The sequence below is a fragment of the Carnobacterium viridans genome (assembly GCF_900102725.1).
Classification (GTDB): domain Bacteria; phylum Bacillota; class Bacilli; order Lactobacillales; family Carnobacteriaceae; genus Carnobacterium_B; species Carnobacterium_B viridans.
The window spans coordinates 299,653-318,362 of the sequence record NZ_FNJW01000008.1 but is presented as its reverse complement, the minus strand read 5'-3'; the positions used below and the strand labels follow the sequence as shown (position 1 = coordinate 318,362).

The following is an 18,710-nucleotide window of genomic DNA, read 5'->3' as shown; positions in this document are numbered from 1 at the left end:
GATTTTGCCCTATTTCCATGTCGTCTACTTCTCTATTAGACCTATAATTGTTTATTAGATTAGACATTAACAGTACTTGTTATTAAATTACTTGTTTATTTATGCCCCTCTATACGATAGGGGCATTTAAGATTTTTTACTACTGATTTAGTTCAAAGAGCTTGGCTATATTTTAGAAACCTCGGCTTGATCCTCCACCACCGGATGATCCGCCGCCGCCAAAGCCGCCTCCACCACCGAAACCGCCGCCGCCAAAACCACCACCGCCTCCACGGTAACGACTTCCGCCGGACATTCCAAGTAAGAAAGGCCACATGCTGCTTCCTCTTCCTCTTCCACCACCTGATCCGCCGCCGCCAAAAAAGCTGCTGATAACAAAGAAGATAAGCACCACTATCAGAATAGCTGGAAAGTCTCCTGAGTCGTCTTCATAATCTTCGGCATTGACGTCGTAGCCAGAAAAAATCGTATCATTATCAAACTGATATTCTTCATTAACTCTTATCGCTGTTTCAGTAAAAATACTTTTCAGTGCTGTATTGTAATCATCATTGGATAAAGCTTCAAGATTTCGATCTAAAATCGCTCCAGTTCCACTATCTGTCAGAGCGCCTTCTAATCCATAGCCAATTTCAAAACGGATTTCACGTTCCTCAGCAGATAAAAGAATCAAGACTCCATTATCTGACTCAGCATTACCAATTCCCCACTTTTCAAACAGTTCTACCGTGTATTCTTCGATTGTCACACCTTGCAAACTGTTTACAGTAGCTACAATTATTTGCGGCTTCTCTTGGGTATCTTCATAATGTTTATTGACATCTATAATAAATTTTTCTGTTTCGTCAGAAAGTAAGTTTGCTTCATCATAAACATAAAATTCAGTAGAAGGTTCTGGATAATCAACAGCCGCCTCAGCAGTTAAAGGAAATAGAAACATAAGCAACAATCCGAAAGAAATCGAGAAAAAACTTAAAATTGAAAAACGGTCAATTTTTCTCACTAAATTTCCTCCTAACACATAAATCCTTATGATTATTCCTCATCATTATCAAAATTCACTTCAGGAGCTATTTCTGCACCTTCAACTGCTTCAAAGTATGGTTTTTCTGAGAAGCCAGTCATATTTGCAATAATTGAACCCGGGAATCGTTTCACACGATTGTTGTATCCTTGCACTGTCTCATTGTAACGTTGTCTTTCAACGGCAATTCGATTTTCTGTACCTGCTAATTCATCCATTAAAGCTGTTACATTTTCATTAGATTTTAGTTCTGGGTAACTTTCAACTACTACTAATAATCTTGATAAAGCTGAATTCATTTCGTTATTTGCTTCTACTTCTTCTTCCATCGAACCCGCTCCACTTAATGAAGCACGTGCATCTGCTATGGCTGTAAATACTTCTTCTTCTTGATCCATTGCGCCTTGAACGGAATTAACCAAGTTCGGAATCAAGTCATTTCTACGTTGCAATTGTGATTCAACTTGTGACCACGCAAGATCTACGTTACTTTCTTCTTTGATCAATCCGTTGTACGAACTAATTAACGGAATGGCTATAATCACTACAGCTACGATAATTCCTATAATTATTTTTGTGCCGTTTTTCATATTTTTCATTTTGTCATCCTTCTTTCTTAATATTGTTCTAACGATTTAATTATACTGTAAATTTTTGATTGATGCATCCGCCTTAAGGATGAAAGCCTTATATTTAACCTTAAAACAACAAATTATTTCGCAAATCCAACAAATAGTGTTGACAGTATAAAATAAATCTCTTCTGGAATAGACGATTTTAATTGTGGAGAGACATGGAACCTTTATTTCCCTATACTGTTATGAACGTATTAATTATGTCATAAATTTCATTATTTAGGAAATAATAAAGTTAAGAAAAGAGAAAAAGAAAGGAATCTTTCTTTTTCTCTTTAGAGTACTACTTGCGTGATTAATAACCTACTTGATTTAAAATGTCCTCTAATAAATTAGGATTAAAAGTCTGTTCTTTTAGCATTTTGATTTCATAGCCATATGGTGCTTTTTTATCTTTTTTGTCTTCTCCCACATAGGGTGTTTCCAATATTTTAGGTAGATGAATCAATTGAGGATGGTGTACCACTTTGTTTAAAGCGTCAAATCCGATCGTTCCAAAACCAATATTTGCATGGCGGTCTTTATGACTGCCTTGTGGATTTTTTGAATCATTCACATGTACCACTTTAAGACGTTCCAATCCTACAATTTTATCAAACTCATTTAAAACACCATCAAAGTCCTCCTTCACGTTATATCCGGCATCATTTATATGACACGTATCCATTGTGACAGACAGTTTGTCGTTTAACGTTACACCGTCAATAATTTTAGCGATTTCTTCAAAATTACGTCCAACTTCAGTTCCTTTTCCAGCCATTGTTTCTAAAGCAATCTGTGCTAGCTGATCTTTATGCAAAACTTCATTCAATCCTTTAATAATTTGAGCAATACCCGCTTCTGAACCAGCACCTACATGCGCGCCTGGATGCATAGTAATTTGTCTAGCTCCTAATGCTTCAGCCCTTAAAATTTCTGCTCTTAAAAACTCAATCGCAAATGTGAAATTTTCAGGTTTAATGGTATTTCCTAGATTAATAATATATGGCGCATGAACAACCATATTAGACAGATTATTTTCTTCCATATAGGAAGTGCCTATCGGAATATTCATATCTTCAATTGCTTTGCGTCGCGTGTTTTGTGGAGCTCCAGTATAAATCATGAACGTTGTAGCGTTGTAGCTGCTCGCTTCTTCAGCTGAACCCAGCAACATCTTTTTTCCACTCATTGAAACATGTGAACCTAATAAAACCATCTTTTTTTCTCCTAACATTAACTGCATTTTCTTTTATTCTAAGCTAGTTATTTCAAAAGAACAACCAAACTTGAACTTGTTCTTCTATTTTTATTGCTTCTCAAATGACATCTGGTTTGCCCGAATTAAGTTTTCAGAGACAACAGATGTATCACTGAAAAAATCACCTAAATGTTGTTTTTCTTGTGTGAACAACACCATAAGATAGATAAATGGAAATGTTTTTAAAATATAGCGACTAAAGCATTCTCGGATAATGACTGTTGCCCAGCTTAGTTTTTCTTCTTTAAAACTAACTACTCGAATCCCAAAAATAATTTTTCCAATTGTTTGTCCATTCGTTAATTTTGTTGCTAATACAAAATAGAGTAAGTAGATAACCAATTTACTTAACGAAAACGCTGAGAATGCATCATCATTTAATGGATGCCTTAATAACAAGAATAGCGGCTGAACAATTAATCGATTGATACTTGAGATGACGAGTAAATCAACTAAAAAAGCAAAAAATCTGAACCAAAATCCTGTATAGAAAAATGCAGGATAACTGTGAAATGGTTTGCGCATACGCTCTTCTTGTTTTTGTTTTTCTTGCCAATACTTTCGTCTAGCATCTCGAAGATCTTGTGAACTCATTTTGTCTGTTGATTTATTTTGAAATTCTTGTGAAACTGGATTAACAGCAGAATCTTCCTTAATGATCGTTGCTTTCTGTTGTTCTAAACGTTTTAATCGTTTTGCTCGTTCAAGTTCTGCTTCTTCACTAGCTAACGCTTTTTTTAACGCACTTACATCCAGCTCTTTTGTATCGCCTTTTTTTGCTTGGGTCGATTCTTTCAAGTGGTCGTGCTCATGATTATTGGAAGGTGTGCTCATTCTATTCACCTCCATAGTAATACATCATCTTAGGAGAATCAGGTGTTCCAATTGCTGTCATCAGTTTATCGATATCTGAGTTCATTGACTCACCTGATTGAAATAAACTACTGACTTTAGAACTAAACAATGAAGAAAATGACATGGAAGGACCTTGATAGGTAAAGAGTTCTGCATCTTCTAAATCGTAATCTTTTTTAATCGCCTCAAGTACATCTTCTTGATAACCTATTTCATCGACCAAACCATTTGAAACAGCTTGTGCACCATCGTAAATACGTCCATCAGCTATTGCCCTGACCACTTCTTCATCCATTCCACGCCCTTCAACAATAACGTCTACAAAACGATCAAACGACGTATTTACCATCGTTTGTAAAATTTCTGCATCCTCTTCAGTCATTGTCCGAGTTGAGGATCCAATATCCTTGAACTCGCCACTTTTGATAGTTGTATCATCAACCCCGATCTTTTCAAGCAAGTCGCTAAAATTCGTTCCGGACATAATGACACCAATTGATCCTGTTAAAGTCTCTTCAGAAGCAAATATTTTTTCTGCGGAAGCAGAGATATAGTACCCGCCGCTAGCAGCCATACTTCCCATTGAAACATAAATAGGTTTTTCAGTTGTTTCTTGAATCTCTACTAATTTGTCTTTGATTTGAGCACTTTCATATGTACCACCGCCTGGAGTATTGACGGATAAAACAATGGCTTTAATCGTATCGTCTACTAATACTTGTTCCAACTGTTGTAAAAACAAGTCATGATCGTACACTGAATCTCCTGTAAAGCCAGATGTTTGACCGTCTAAAATTGTTCCGTCTACCGACAACAAAACGATTCGTTTAGAAGCATCCCCAGCTTCTACTAAACTTTCTTCCAATACAGTAGTACCTAAAAAGCCTAATAAATTATCACTTAATGATTCAGTTGCTTCTTGTTTTTCGACAATATAAGAAAAATAATGACTGAAAAATAGTGAGAAAATAAAAATCCCTAGTGCAACACCAATTGCACTCCATCTTTTTGCATTCATCTATAAACCTCCCAAATTTTGTTTCCTTAATCTATTTTGACAAAATTGACTATGAATAACAAGCTAAATCTTAATTCATTTCTGCTAAGTTATTTTCAGTGAACAAAAAAACGTGAGCAATATTCGTTTGCTCACGTTTTTTACTGTCAAAGAAAAGATTACAATTTAATCTTCAATTTTTGTTGTGTGAATTGATAATTCATCTAATTGCGCTTCACTGACTAAACTAGGTGCTGAAGTTAATGGATCTGTCGCTTTTCCATTTTTAGGGAAAGCAATCACTTCACGAATATTTTCTTTGCCGGCCAACAGCATAGCAAAGCGGTCAAGTCCTAAGGCAATTCCACCATGTGGAGGGAAACCATAGTCAAGTGCTTCTAACAAGAACCCAAATTGTTCTTCTGCTTCTTCTTTTGAAAATCCTAAAGCTGCAAACATTTTTTCTTGTAAGTCGCGAGTATGAATTCTAATTGAACCTCCACCTAATTCGTAGCCATTTAAGACAATATCATAGGCTTGAGCGTAAACTTTTCCAGGATCTGTTTCAAGTAAACCAATATCAGACTCTTTTGGCATTGTGAACGGGTGATGAGCCGCTGAGTAGCGTCCTGCTTCTTCATCGTACTCCAATAATGGCCAGTCTACGATCCACATAAAAGCATAAATAGATTCATCAATCAATTCTAATTCTTTTCCTAATTTCGAACGCAATGCACCTAATGAATCATGGACAACGGATTTTTTATCCGCTACAAACAACAACAAATCGCCTGTTTTAGCATCCATTTTTTCAATCAATGCTTCTGCATCTTCTTTAAAGAATTTAGCGATTGGTCCTTTTAGACCATCATCTTCAACTTTTAACCACGCTAGACCTTTAGCTCCATAGACAGAAACAAATTCGCCTAAAGCATCAATCTCTTTTCGAGAGTAGTTGCCGGCAGCTCCTTTAGCGTTGATGGCTTTAACAGCTCCACCATTTTCAATAGCTCCACTAAAGACTTTGAAACTAGAATCTTTCACTAAATCACTGACATCTACTAATTCTAATCCAAAACGAACATCTGGTTTATCACTACCGTAACGACTAATTGCTTCGTCATATCCCATACGCGGGAATGGTAACGTCAATTCAACGTCTTTTGTATCTTTTAATACTTTAGCTAATAATTCTTCAGTAAATGATTGAATCTCTTCAGGTTCCAAAAAACTGGTCTCAATATCGACTTGAGTAAACTCCGGTTGACGGTCTCCACGTAAATCTTCATCTCTAAAACAACGCACGATTTGATAATAGCGATCAAATCCAGCTCCCATTAAGAGTTGTTTGAATAATTGTGGCGATTGAGGCAATGCATAAAAATGACCTGGATGAACTCGGGATGGCACCAAATAGTCTCGTGCACCTTCTGGAGTTGATTTTGTTAAATAAGGTGTTTCAGTATCAATAAAATTATGATCATCTAAATAATGACGAATCGATTTTGTCATCTGGTGACGTAAGATCATATTCTGAGTCATCTCTGGACGTCTTAAATCAAGGTAACGGTATTGCATTCTTTTATCATCTGATACAGCTACACCATCTTCAATATAAAACGGTGTTGTTTTTGAAGCATTAAGAACTTTCACATCGTATACTTCGACTTCTAATTCTCCTGTTGAGATTTTCTTATTTACAACAGCTTCTTTTCTTTCAACAACTTTCCCTTTAACTTCAAGGACATATTCACTACGTACGTCTTCAGCGATAGCTAATGCTTCTTTTGAAAATGTCGGGTTGAAAACGATTTGAACAATTCCTTCTCGGTCTCTTAAATCAATAAAAATCAAATCCCCTAAATCTCTTCTTTTTTGTACCCATCCTTTTAAGATTACTTCTTGTCCTAATAAATCACGCGAGATTTTCCCGCAATATTCCGTTCTTTTTCCCATTTGCTCCAGCTCCTATCACTAGTTGTTCCTATTTAATCTTCTTTATTGAAAAAGTCATTGAAAGCTGTCATATCTGCTACTTTTAAATTAAATAATTTTTCAAAATCTTTGTAGACCTCTTTTAACGGAACTTTTGATTCATTTCCAGTCTTCATGACTTTAAAATTCACTTCTTTTTGTTCTAGTTCTGCATCACCTAAAGTAATGACCACTTTGGCATTTAGTTTTGAAGCTGTTTTAAACTGGCCTTTTATTTTACGATTCATGTAATCCCGTTCAGCAGACAACCCCGCTTTTCGAGCAGCTTGAACGATTTTAAGTGATTCAAGATTTGTTGCTTCTCCTAAACCAATAACATAGACATCTACTTCATGCAAATCCGGTATATCAATTTCTTCTGCTTCTAATGTCATCATTAAACGTTCTAATCCTAACGCGAAACCAAAACCAGGAGTGGCAGGACCACCGACTTCTTCTACTAATCCATCATAACGGCCACCGGCACAAATTGTTGTGATTGCACCAAATCCAGGAGCATCACTCATCACTTCAAAAATTGTGTGTGTATAGTAGTCTAATCCCCTAACCATATTGCTATCGATCACAAAAGGAATCTCTAAAGCTGTTAACATTTCTTTAACGGCTTCAAAGTGTTTTGCTGAATCTTCGCTTAAATAATCTAGAATAGATGGAGCATTTTGGACGATTGCTTTATCTTTTTTATCTTTACTGTCTAATACACGTAAAGGATTTTTGTGCAAACGTGTTTGCGAATCGGCACTTAACTCTTCGAAATGAGGTTCTAGATAAGCAATTAAAGCTTCTCTATAAGCTACACGACTTTGGGAATCCCCTAGTGAATTGATCACTAAAGTCAATTTTTCTAGCCCAAGTTCTTCAAACAAAGCCATAGCAAGAGCCATTGACTCGACATCTGTTGCCGGGTTCGTACTGCCAAAAACTTCAACACCTAATTGGTGGAATTGTCTCATTCTACCGCCTTGAGGACGTTCATAGCGGAACATTGGACCTTTATAATAAACTTTGTATGGTTTATTGTGTTCAGGTCCGAATAGTTTGTTTTCAACAAATGCACGAACAACTGGCGCTGTTCCTTCTGGACGAAGCGACATATGACGTTTGCCTTTATCATAAAAATCATACATTTCTTTTGAAACGATATCGCTTGTTTCTCCTACACCGCGAGAAAATAAATCATAGCTCTCAAAAATAGGAGTTCTTATTTCTCCAAATTGATAATCAGCCAAGACCATATTTAAAATTTCTTCAACATATTGCCATTTCCTTGAATCTTCGGGTAATAAATCTGCTGTCCCTTTAGGTTTTTGAATAGCCATTAATCAACACTCCTTATTTTTTACAATTATTCTAAAAAAATACAAAAAAACGTCCTTATTCTAATTAGAATAAGGACGAATGATTAGTTATTATCGTGGTACCACCTTTGTTTGAAAGCCTAAGCTTTCCTCAACGATTAACGCTCGTAACGTAACAGCTTTTCACTGCTAACCCTCAAGAATGTCTTTCAATTAACTCTACGGGAATTTCTTTCAGCCAAGGAAATTCTCTCTATTCACACGTCAGAACTACTTACTTTTTCTCTCATTGGGTGTTATATACAATAATGTAAGATTACAAGAAAGGATAAATAATGTCAAGACTAGAATGCAAAAAGGTCTTGTTCTATTCATTTGTAAAAAAAACAAAAGAATATTAGGATTTAATTGCATATTAAAGCGCATCATTGCTATAATTGAAAAGTACATATAATCTATAGTTGGTTGCGTTACCGCCATTAAGAAAGTAGTGAAACTATCAGTGGAAAATAAATTGACATTAAAAAAGCCAAAAAAGATTGTTACATTGTTCATCATTGCATTGTTTATCGGATTAACTGCTTTCGCCACTGTCGTTCTGGCTAATCAAGGAACCATAAAAGTAGACGCAAGTGTTGTCAATGTCCGAACGGGTCCAGGACTATCTTACGACATTATGACACAAGTTACTGGTGGAGAAAAAGTAACCATGTTAACCGAGGAAAATGAATGGTATAAAGTGCGTTTAAGTAATGATCAGATCGGCTGGATTGCCAGCTGGCTTATTGAAAATACCGAAGTGAGTGCTGCAACCAATAAAATGGGTGTGGTTACTGGAGACGAAGTAAATATACGTAGTGAAAGCAATGCGGACTCTACTATTCTGGGAAAAGTAGTCAATGGAACAGAGCTAACTGTACTGTTCCAGCAAGAAGGCTGGACACAAGTTCAATACTATGGACAAGTTGCTTGGATCAGTTCAGAGTTAATTGATATCACTGAATCATCTACTGAAACAACCACTGTTGCAGTAGCAGAAGAAAATTCAGCACCTATACAAACCGTTACAACTCGTAGTGCTGGTACGAATATTCGTACCAGCCCTTCTGTTGAAAGTAGTGTTGTGGCAACGGCTGAAAAAGGAGAAAGTTTCACCTATCTCTCTACTAAAGGCGACTGGTATCAAATAGAGTTAGCAAGTGGTGAAACGGGTTATGTAGCAAACTGGGTGGTAGACTTATCTGGCAGTCAAACACCTGCACCAACTGCCAATATTACTTCCTTAGCTGAAGCAACGATTGTAATCGATGCCGGACATGGTGGAGATGATCCTGGTGCCTTAGCACATTCATTTTATGAAAAAGAGGTTACGTTAGATACAGCTAAGCTCGTGGCTAATCGGTTGCGTGATGCTGGAGCAAATGTTATCTTGACGCGATCAGATGATGAATTTGTCAGTTTAGATGAGCGGACGGTTATCAGTAATCAATCAAATGCAGATGTATTCATTAGTTTACATTACGATTCAACTGAAACCGCTAATGAAATCAGTGGTACAACAACGTACTATTATCATGACAAAGATATGCCGTTAGCTGAAATCGTAAATGCTAATTTGAAACAAAATGGCTTATTGCCAAACAACGGTGTGCGATTTGGAAATTTCTACGTCACAAGAGAAAATACACAACCTGCTATCCTGCTTGAATTGGGCTATCTAAATAATGATGTAGATCAAGATACAGTCAACTCCGCATCTTATCAATCTTCTATTGCAGAGATACTTTATCAATCATTGAATCAATACTTTATTCCGTAAATAAAAAACTGACCATACAAGGAAATTTCCTTGTATGGTCAGTTTTTTTAGGTTGTATGACAAATAGTGTTGGTGCATCAAACTAAAATTTCTTCTGGAATGAACGGGTTTGCTTGTATAGAGCCATGAGACCGCCTGAAGCTTATAATCTTCAGGCTTTAAAGCCTCAAACAAAGCGTAACCGCTGAAGCGTCAACGCTCTGTAATTCGCATTGAATCCAATGCACGGCTACAAGCAACCCCTATTCCTCCAAAAATTTTGTATAATTAATTTTAGAAATCTACCAACACTAAAAATTATAGACCCTTTTTTTAACGTTGTTTACTATCTATGATTATAGTTACGGGACCATCATTTACAAGCGAAACTTGCATGTCTGCACCAAAGGTTCCTGTTTGAACCGTTATACCGGACGCTCTTAACTGATTATTGAATGCATCATATATTGGAATAGCTATGTCTGGTTTTGCTGCTTTAATAAAGCTTGGGCGATTCCCTTTTTTAGTGTCAGCATGTAGTGTAAATTGAGAAATGGAAAGAATCTCTCCACCAACATCCTCTATACTTAAATTCATTTTCCCTTGTGTATCTTCAAAAATACGCATTTTGCTGATTTTACGTACAAGGTAGTCGATATCCTCTTGTTGATCCTCTTCTTCTATTCCAACCAATAGAACGAATCCGTGAGTGATCTCTCCTACAGTCGATTCTTCAATGCTGACACTTGCTTGCTTTGTTCTTTGTATGATAACTCTCATCTTGGACCACCTTTTTACTTTCTAAGAATTTTTACTTGTCTATCTTCTTGTTTAATAATTGTATCGGACCTGGTATTAATTTGAAAGATAAGATTACTTCTATTCTAAAAGAAATATCCTTTAGGGCATCTCAACAATTGTAAAAGAACCCATAAAAAAGCAGAAATATCCTATAAGCTAGGTAATTTCTACTTTCTTTATTTACTATTAAGAAGACATTCTTCTCACACTGTATACATCAGGAATCGATTTTATTTTTTCAACAATTTTGTCTAATTGTTGAATATTTTGAATGCCCACTGTTAATGTAATAGTAGCCATTTTATTATTGTCTACTTTTCCATTCACATTGTTTAAATTTTTGGTCATACTGTTTACAACTTGCAATACTTCATTCAACAAACCGGAACGGTTATAGCCAATAATCTGTAATTCTGCATTGTATTCTTGACTCTTAGATGTCGTATCTTCCCACTCAACATCAATTAATCGATTCTCAGCATCTTTTGCTGCTAAAACATTCGGACACGTTTTTCGATGAATCGAAACGCCACGACCTTTCGTAATATACCCAACAATTTCATCACCCGGAACAGGATTGCAACATCGACTGATACGAATCAATAAATTATCTATTCCTTGAATGACTATGCCGCCCTCATGTTTTATTTTAATTTTTTCAGGCTCTTTTTTAGTTTTCATTTCTATTGACGTAGTATCTTGTATTTTCTTTTCAAGATCTCGCTCTCTGCGCTCTTTTTCCGTTAAGCGATTGGCTACTACAAGAGCTGTTAATTCACCATATCCTACGGCAGCGTATAAATCATCTTCTGAAGTGAAATTAAATCTTTCTAAAAGCATTTTGATATTATTTTTCGTCAAGAAATTTTTCGGCAGAAACTGCATATCCGTTAACTGTTTTTCAACCATTTCGCGACCTTTTATAACATTAACTTCACGATCTTGTAGTTTAAAGAAACGTTTTATTTTATTTTTAGCTTTGCTGGTTGATACTAAATTAATCCAATCACGACTTGGTCCATAAGAATTTGGAGAAGTCAATATTTCAATAATGTCGCCCGTTTTTAATTTGTAATTTAATGGAACGATCTTTCCATTAACTTTAGCACCAGTGGTCTTACTCCCTATTTCAGTATGAATATTAAATGCAAAGTCTAACGGACCAGCACCAGAAGGCAATTCACTTACATCGCCTTTTGGCGTAAAGACGTAAACTTTATCTTTAAAAATATCTTCTTTGACACTTTCCATAAAGTCGCTTGCATCACTAGATTCATCTTGTAATTCAATAATATCTCTAAACCAAGAGATTTTATTACCATCTGAATCATCTTCAACTTTTCTGGTAATGCCTTCTTTGTATGCCCAGTGAGCTGCAACTCCATATTCTGCAACTGCATGCATTTCTTTTGTGCGGATTTGAACTTCTATAGGTTTGCCAAATTCCCCTATAACGGTAGTATGGATGGACTGATACATGTTCGATTTTGGCATGGCAATATAATCTTTAAATCTACCCGGCATCGGTTTCCAACGTGTATGAATTGCACCTAACACTGCATAACAATCTTTAATCGAGTCTACAATAACGCGTATAGCTAATAGATCGTAAATTTGATCAAATTGTTTCTTCTGGTCACGCATTTTACGGTAAATGGAATAAATGTGTTTTGGTCTGCCTGTAATATCTGCAGATATATTTAATTCCTCTACAGACTCTTCAATTTTTGAAATAGAATCCGTGATATATTTTTCTCGTTCTTCTCTTTTAGAATTCATTAAATGAACAATACGATAATATTGTTGAGGATTTAGGTAACGCAAAGAAGTGTCTTCTAATTCCCATTTAATTAAATTGATCCCTAATCGATGAGCTAGCGGAGCATAGACTTCAAGTGTTTCATTTGCAATGCGTCTTTGCTTTTCAGGCCTATGAAACTTTAGTGTGCGTAAATTGTGCAAACGGTCAGCTAACTTAACCATGATAACTCTTAAGTCTTTTGCCATTGCCAGCAACATTTTACGGTGATTTTCTGCTTGTTGTTCTTCATGTGATTTGTATTTTATTTTCCCTAATTTTGTTACACCATCTACAAGCATAGCCACTTCAGGAGTAAATTCTCTTGAAATATCTTCAAAAGTATATTCAGTATCTTCAACAACATCGTGAAGAAACCCAGTCGCTACTGTTACAGGATCCATTTTTAATTCTGCTAAAATCCCGGCAACTTGTATTGGATGAATAATATATGGCTCACCAGATTTTCTATACTGATCTTTATGAGCATTTGTGGCAAAGTCGCATGCCTTTTTGACAAAAGCTACATGATTGCTATTCATATAAGTAACCGTTAAAGCAATTACTTCTTGTGCAGTATAATCTTTACTTTTGGGCATCTTGCCACCTTCTTTTCGTTTATCACTAGTTTATAAGTACTGACCTTGCTTTTCATACAACAAGATTAATACAAAATAAGCACTCCAAATGAGTGCTTTACCACATGTATTTACAGTATATTATACCCGTAATACACCCTTATTTCAATATAAACACAAAAATCAAATAAAACAGTCTTTATTTTTTTAATCAGAAAAATAGAATACGAGCCGTACTTGAGACTCATATTCTATCAGATAGTTTATTCACTTTTTAATTCATCTAACTGCTGTCAGACTATCCTTTTACGATTGCTAAACCATTTGAAGATCCTAAACGTGTAGCTCCTGCTTCAATAAATTGGTGTGCATCTTCAGTCGTACGAACGCCACCGCTTGCTTTAACGCCCATTTCTGGTCCTACAGTTGCACGCATCAATTTAATGTCTTCAAGTGTAGCTCCACCCGTTGAAAATCCAGTAGAAGTTTTAACAAAATCAGCTCCTGCTTTTTTAGCAAGTTCACATGCACGTACTTTTTCTTCATTTGTCAATAGAGCTGTTTCGATAATAACTTTTGATAAAGCTTTTCCTTTTGAAACATTTACGACACTTTCAATATCACGTTGAACTAAAGCGTCATCTCCGCCTTTAAGTGCGCCAATATTGATGACCATATCTACTTCTGTTGCGCCATTTTGGATTGCATTTTCTGCTTCAAAAGCTTTAACTTCCGGTGTGTTAGCTCCTAAAGGAAAACCAATAACTGTACATACTTTTACATCTGTACCCTTAAGCAATTCAGCGGATTTTTTTACCCATGTTGGATTGACACATACAGACATAAAGTTATACTCTGCAGCTTCTTCACAAAGTGTGATAATTTGTGTTTCCGTTGCTTCTGGTTTTAATATCGTGTGATCAATTGTTTTGTTTAATTCTATTGTCATATTATATCCCTCTTTCTCATACTAATGATAGCATTTCCATTATACCTGACTTTTTATTTTGGAACAAAAAGAAAGTTCTCATTTATGCAGCAATTCATAATGATACGAGATAGCAGATAATGCATATAACGGAGCAGTTTCCGTTCTTAAAATTCTAGGACCTAATGCGCAAGGTAAAAAACCATGTTGAAGAAAAACAGTGATTTCTTCTTTTGACAACCCACCTTCTGGACCAAAAACTATCAACAGCTTTCCACCAACCGGAACCTGTTTCAATCCTTTAACGAAATTTTGGTCTTCTCCCACTTTAGCACTTTCTTCATAAGCTACTAAGCAAACATCAAAATTTCCTTTCATTTCTACCAACTGTTTTACCGAAGAGAGCGTCTCAATGGTTGGGATTTTTGTACGATGAGATTGTTCAGCTGCTTCTTGCGCAATTTTTTGTAACCGTTCAATTTTTTTAGCCGCTTTTTTTGCGTCCCATTTTGTGATTGAAAAAGAACCTGCAAAAGGAATAAAGGCACTTGCACCCAATTCTGTTCCCTTTTGAATGATTAAATCCAATTTATCGCCTTTAGGAAGTCCACTTGCAATCGTTACTTCAATAGGCATTTCTTGTTGCCTTAGGTCATCTTCTACCCAATTTAACTGAACTTCTTTCTCTTCTATGGCAGTGATTCTAGCAATGAAAGCTTTTTGATCTTTTGTGACAAGGTATACACGATGATCAACTTTCATGCGCATAACTTTTACCATATGATGGAAAGCATCTCCGCTGATTGAAATGGGTTGGTTTTGGTAATCTGTTAAATCCTCTTTCAAAAAATAACGTTGCATTTATTCATCCTCCGCCAACGGTTTTTTAGCGACAATACTACACCAATCTTTCATTTGTTGCACTTGAATAATTGTGAAACCTTGTTTCTTTTGTTCAGAAAGAATGAGTTCTTTTTTATCTTCAATAATTCCAGATGTTAAAAATAGACCACCTGGCTTCAAAACAGCATAAGCTTCTGGGATAAGCGGTACAATGATTTCTGATAAGATATTAGCTACCACAATATCTGCTTCGATTGTTACACCTTTCAGCAAGTCATTGGCTTTTACAGTAACGTCTTTAGCATAGTCATTTAATCTAATATTATCCATTGCTGCTTTTACTGCAACGTCATCTAAATCATACGCATGAACATGCTTGGCGCCTAGAGCTTTACTGGCAATACTTAATACACCTGAACCTGTTCCTACATCTAAAATTGTTTCATTTCCACGAATATATGTTTCAAGAGCTTGCAAGGACAGTATAGTTGTCGGATGAGTTCCTGTACCGAAAGCTAAGCCCGGATCTAATCGAATCACACGCTCATCTGCCTGTTTTAATTCATACGCTTCCCAACTTGGAACGACCGTTAAAAATCGCGTTACTTGCAAAGGATGGTAATATTTTTTCCAAGCTGTTGCCCAGTTCTCTTCCGTTACTTCTTCTATTTTCAACGTATTCGGCGTTATCGTTAAACCAAAAGTCTCTAAAGCTTTGATTCTTTGTTGAATACCAGGAACTAATTCAGGCAAAAAAAGTGTGTCTGGAAAATAGGCTTTAATAATAACTCCTTCTTTAGAAAAGTCAGCTTCATCTAATGCCCAAATTTCACCAAATCCATCATCTGGCGTATTAAAAAAATCTTGTATATCCTCAATAGCCACGCCTTGTGAACCTGATTCTATCAGGATATTCGAAACAGCATCTACCGCTTCATTTGAGGTTTGTATTTGTAATTCAGTCCACTTCATCTTGTCGCTTTGCCTCCAATTAACAATTCATTTTATATCGATTAGGTTAATACTTTGGATAAAGAAGTTTCTCTTCACTATAACGGTTGATATCTTTCAACGTTTTGATTGTTCCGTCGAAATTCGTATCATTCCAGTTTAATTCAAATTCTTCAATTGCAGGGTCAGACGCAAAGTCTAATAAATCAGATTGTCCTTCTGTTACAACTATCCGAAGTGTTTTAAGTATGGCATCAATATATCCTTTTTCGATACCCATTTTAAAATCAAAAGGAAAAGCTTTTAAATAATTATCCATTTGAATTTTTGATTTTTTAGGGTCAAAGAAACAAATTGCATCTTCAAATTGAATGATTTCATTTTGTGTAGCTGTTCCTTCAATATCTTCAATAATAATATTGTTTTCTTTTTGTTCAGCAAAAATTGAAAAATAAACTTCAATAGCGTGTTGTTTTTTATTCCATTCCAACTTCCAATCAAATTCAAAATCACTTTCTTCTAACGCTTCGCCTAAATAATCTATTAGTGTTTCTTGTGCCATAATTTTCCGCCTCCATTAGTTGATTAGTTGATTGGTTCATTCCAACCGAAATCTGCTTCTATTTCCCCTTTTTTCCTTGATACATATGGATTTCCCACAACAGTATACCGCAATAATGCATCCGTCCACTTTCCTTTATTTGGAATACCTATTCTAGAAGATACCTCGATTTTCTTAGGTATTTTCCTAGTTTCAACATCAATTCTTAAAGGTGGTTCCCAAGCAAGTGTGCCGTCATCCAACTTAGTAATGTCCATTGCCTTCGTTAATTTACCAGGCCCATCTGTTACTACAAAACCAGTTTTCCCTCTTCGATCAGACATAAGAGCCATACCTTTATATGGTTCAATAGCCCGTATCAGAATCGCTTCTGGTATTCCTTTTTCTTGAACAACAACATTCAGCATCAAATGAGTGTGCATACTGTAAATATAAATAGTACCCGGTTCTTTATACATAGATGCTAGACGAGGAGTTTCTTTCAAACCAAAACTATGAGCAGCTTCATCTATTTCACCTAAATAAGCTTCTGTTTCTACGATCCAACCAGATGTCACCCCTTCATCCGTTTCTTTGATGACTAAACATCCCAATAAGTCTTGAGCAATTTCTTCAGTTGTTTTAGTATGATCTGTCCAAAAATTCAATTTTATTCCTCTTTCTTGTTTTAGTACATTTTTAGTGATTGTTTCTTCATTTACTATTATACAATAAAATAACACTTAGATAAAAAGAAAGTCATTTCTAAGATTGACAATTCAATACATTACCTTGAACTTTAATTGATGAAAATATTTTTTTCTAACTTGACTATTAGTAGCCATTAATGATGGTTATCTCCCCTTCATCAAGTGTTGGTGGCTGAAAATTTTCATAATAGTGAGCTGCAGTTTGTTCGTCTAATATAATATCATTAGGATTTTTTCCTTTTCGGTCGTGAATTCTTTGTAAAACAATTTCTTTAGGAGTAACGATTACAATGATTTCTGGTTTTACACCGAATGGAAGCAACATATTTTTATATTCATCACGCATTTTACGTGACCAAAAAGAATAATCTAGAACAACATCTTTATTTTTTTTAATTAGTATTTTTAACTTTAGATCAAGAGACGTTTTGATTTCATCGTAAACATCAGTTGGCAGCGGGTGAATTTTGTATCCTTTATTAAATGACTCTACATCATAAGACAAACGAACGAATCCTTGTTGTTCCAGCATCTGAGCATACGTCGACTTTCCTGATCCTGCTGTTCCACACATAAGAATAACTCTACTTGTTGAATGGTATGGTTCTTTCATCTAAGATACCTCCATAATGTATAGTTCACTTCAAAGGTTAGTCATCTATCTGGCTATTCCATTCTTAGTCCTTAGTTTTATTCTCAGATGAATGAAATTCTTCTTGATGCTCTTTGAAGAAATTATAATAAGTTTGGACATTTTCTAATTCTGTCCATTTTTTCACGTCTACCGGATCTGAATCTAAATCATAGATTTTTGCCTCGCGAAGTGCTAAAAAGAATGGTGAATGAGTAGAAATAATAAATTGACATCCAAAAAACCGAGCAGAATCTTCGATAAATTGCATAAGCTCCATTTGACGAATCGGTGAAAGACTATTTTCTGGTTCATCTAATACATAGAGTCCATTTTCTTCGATTTTATTTGTAAAATAACGAAAGGCATTCTCACCATTTGAGTATTCTCGAACATTATTCATCAACTTATCTTTAACATAACGTGACTGACTTTTACTTCTAGCATCCGTTACTTTTCGCAATTGATCGGAATCTTCTAATGACTGCATCTGAAATTTAGAATATTTTGCTTCTAAATATTCCTCAAATAGCGCTTCACGCTTTAAATCAATACCTTCATTCAATGCACGAATAGTTAAGATGTAATCAAATACATCATCACTTGTAATAATTCTGCTATGAACAGGAATTTTTTCCACACTGTCTATAGCACAAAGAGAAAGATAATTCACAAAAAAATTGGTTGTATTGAAACTAGAATCTCGCTTTAATCCTAATTTTTCAGCAATGATATTTAAGGCTGTAGTTTTGCCAGAACCATTTCCCCCATAAAGGATGGTGATTGGTTCAAAATCAATTCTTTCAAAACTGTGTTTTGGTAAAACTTGAAAGGGATAAAAAGAATCATAGACTGTTCGTTTAATTTCGAGAAAAAAATCAAATTCTACCTCTTTATCAGGAAATGTGATTGAGTTTAAATACTTCATGCTACTCTCCCTTCTGGAATATTTTAGCTTTATTTTCATTATGCAGGAAGATTATTATGAAGTAAACTAGTCATATAGTGCTAATTCAATTTATTACTCTTGTTGGACAACTAATACAATCGTTTTTGATAATTAAAGGCACTCTCCAAATTGGAAAGT

Annotated in this window: 17 protein-coding genes and 1 other annotated feature; of the genes, 1 reads left to right on the top strand and 16 read right to left on the bottom strand. The window is 35.4% G+C overall.

Annotated features, from left to right (window positions below; all coding sequences use genetic code 11):
* Positions 1-172: 172 nt before the first annotated feature.
* The 7 genes from BLT48_RS02965 to hisS all read right to left on the bottom strand — a co-directional run bounded on the left by BLT48_RS02965 (position 173) and on the right by hisS (position 8,065).
* Positions 173-1,003 (bottom strand): TPM domain-containing protein, encoded by an 831-nt coding sequence (locus BLT48_RS02965; RefSeq protein WP_089975110.1) that lies wholly within the window; start codon positions 1,001-1,003, stop codon positions 173-175.
* Between the two features lie 32 nt (positions 1,004-1,035).
* On the bottom strand, positions 1,036-1,623 hold the full coding sequence (locus BLT48_RS02960) for a LemA family protein (RefSeq protein ID WP_197050299.1): 588 nt from the start codon (positions 1,621-1,623) through the stop codon (positions 1,036-1,038).
* Between the two features lie 331 nt (positions 1,624-1,954).
* Positions 1,955-2,857, bottom strand: a complete 903-nt coding sequence (locus BLT48_RS02955) for a deoxyribonuclease IV (RefSeq protein WP_035022902.1) — start codon at positions 2,855-2,857, stop codon at positions 1,955-1,957.
* Between the two features lie 90 nt (positions 2,858-2,947).
* Positions 2,948-3,733 carry an RDD family protein gene (locus BLT48_RS02950; RefSeq protein ID WP_081896495.1) on the bottom strand — a complete coding sequence of 262 codons (786 nt, stop codon included), beginning with the start codon at positions 3,731-3,733 and terminating at the stop codon, positions 2,948-2,950.
* A 1-nt stretch (position 3,734) separates the two neighbouring features.
* Complete coding sequence (gene sppA, locus BLT48_RS02945) at positions 3,735-4,772, bottom strand: signal peptide peptidase SppA (RefSeq protein WP_035022899.1); 1,038 nt, start codon at positions 4,770-4,772, stop codon at positions 3,735-3,737.
* Between the two features lie 165 nt (positions 4,773-4,937).
* Positions 4,938-6,707, bottom strand: coding sequence for an aspartate--tRNA ligase (aspS, locus tag BLT48_RS02940; RefSeq protein ID WP_089975108.1), 1,770 nt, complete (start codon positions 6,705-6,707; stop codon positions 4,938-4,940).
* Positions 6,708-6,739: 32 nt separating this feature from the next.
* On the bottom strand, positions 6,740-8,065 hold the full coding sequence (hisS, locus tag BLT48_RS02935) for a histidine--tRNA ligase (RefSeq protein WP_089975106.1): 1,326 nt from the start codon (positions 8,063-8,065) through the stop codon (positions 6,740-6,742).
* Between the two features lie 68 nt (positions 8,066-8,133).
* Positions 8,134-8,343: a binding site (T-box leader), on the bottom strand.
* A gap of 203 nt (positions 8,344-8,546) precedes the next feature.
* Here hisS and BLT48_RS02930 point away from each other — a divergent pair.
* The gene (locus BLT48_RS02930; RefSeq protein ID WP_089975103.1) at positions 8,547-9,863 is read left to right on the top strand and encodes an N-acetylmuramoyl-L-alanine amidase family protein; all 1,317 of its coding nucleotides are present in this window, start codon (positions 8,547-8,549) and stop codon (positions 9,861-9,863) included.
* Positions 9,864-10,175: 312 nt separating this feature from the next.
* On the opposite strand, the gene dtd is transcribed toward BLT48_RS02930, so the two are convergent.
* The 9 genes from dtd to BLT48_RS02885 form a co-directional block, all read right to left on the bottom strand.
* On the bottom strand, positions 10,176-10,622 hold the full coding sequence (gene dtd / locus BLT48_RS02925) for a D-aminoacyl-tRNA deacylase (protein ID WP_035022887.1): 447 nt from the start codon (positions 10,620-10,622) through the stop codon (positions 10,176-10,178).
* Between the two features lie 207 nt (positions 10,623-10,829).
* Positions 10,830-13,040 (bottom strand): RelA/SpoT family protein, encoded by a 2,211-nt coding sequence (locus BLT48_RS02920; RefSeq protein WP_089975100.1) that lies wholly within the window; start codon positions 13,038-13,040, stop codon positions 10,830-10,832.
* A 277-nt stretch (positions 13,041-13,317) separates the two neighbouring features.
* Entirely contained in the window at positions 13,318-13,962 is a 645-nt protein-coding gene (gene deoC / locus BLT48_RS02915) for a deoxyribose-phosphate aldolase (protein ID WP_197050328.1), read from the bottom strand.
* 84 nt (positions 13,963-14,046) lie between these two features.
* Entirely contained in the window at positions 14,047-14,808 is a 762-nt protein-coding gene (locus BLT48_RS02910) for a 16S rRNA (uracil(1498)-N(3))-methyltransferase (protein ID WP_089975097.1), read from the bottom strand.
* Entirely contained in the window at positions 14,809-15,762 is a 954-nt protein-coding gene (gene prmA, locus BLT48_RS02905; protein WP_089975094.1) for a 50S ribosomal protein L11 methyltransferase, read from the bottom strand.
* 46 nt (positions 15,763-15,808) lie between these two features.
* Positions 15,809-16,303, bottom strand: a complete 495-nt coding sequence (locus BLT48_RS02900) for a DUF3013 family protein (protein WP_035022878.1) — start codon at positions 16,301-16,303, stop codon at positions 15,809-15,811.
* Positions 16,304-16,326: 23 nt separating this feature from the next.
* Positions 16,327-16,950 carry a DNA-3-methyladenine glycosylase gene (locus BLT48_RS02895; protein ID WP_089975091.1) on the bottom strand — a complete coding sequence of 208 codons (624 nt, stop codon included), beginning with the start codon at positions 16,948-16,950 and terminating at the stop codon, positions 16,327-16,329.
* Positions 16,951-17,116: 166 nt separating this feature from the next.
* Positions 17,117-17,605, bottom strand: a complete 489-nt coding sequence (locus BLT48_RS02890) for a P-loop nucleotide/nucleoside kinase family protein (RefSeq protein WP_089975088.1) — start codon at positions 17,603-17,605, stop codon at positions 17,117-17,119.
* A 64-nt stretch (positions 17,606-17,669) separates the two neighbouring features.
* The gene (locus tag BLT48_RS02885) at positions 17,670-18,551 is read right to left on the bottom strand and encodes an AAA family ATPase (RefSeq protein ID WP_089975086.1); all 882 of its coding nucleotides are present in this window, start codon (positions 18,549-18,551) and stop codon (positions 17,670-17,672) included.
* Positions 18,552-18,710: the final 159 nt, after the last annotated feature.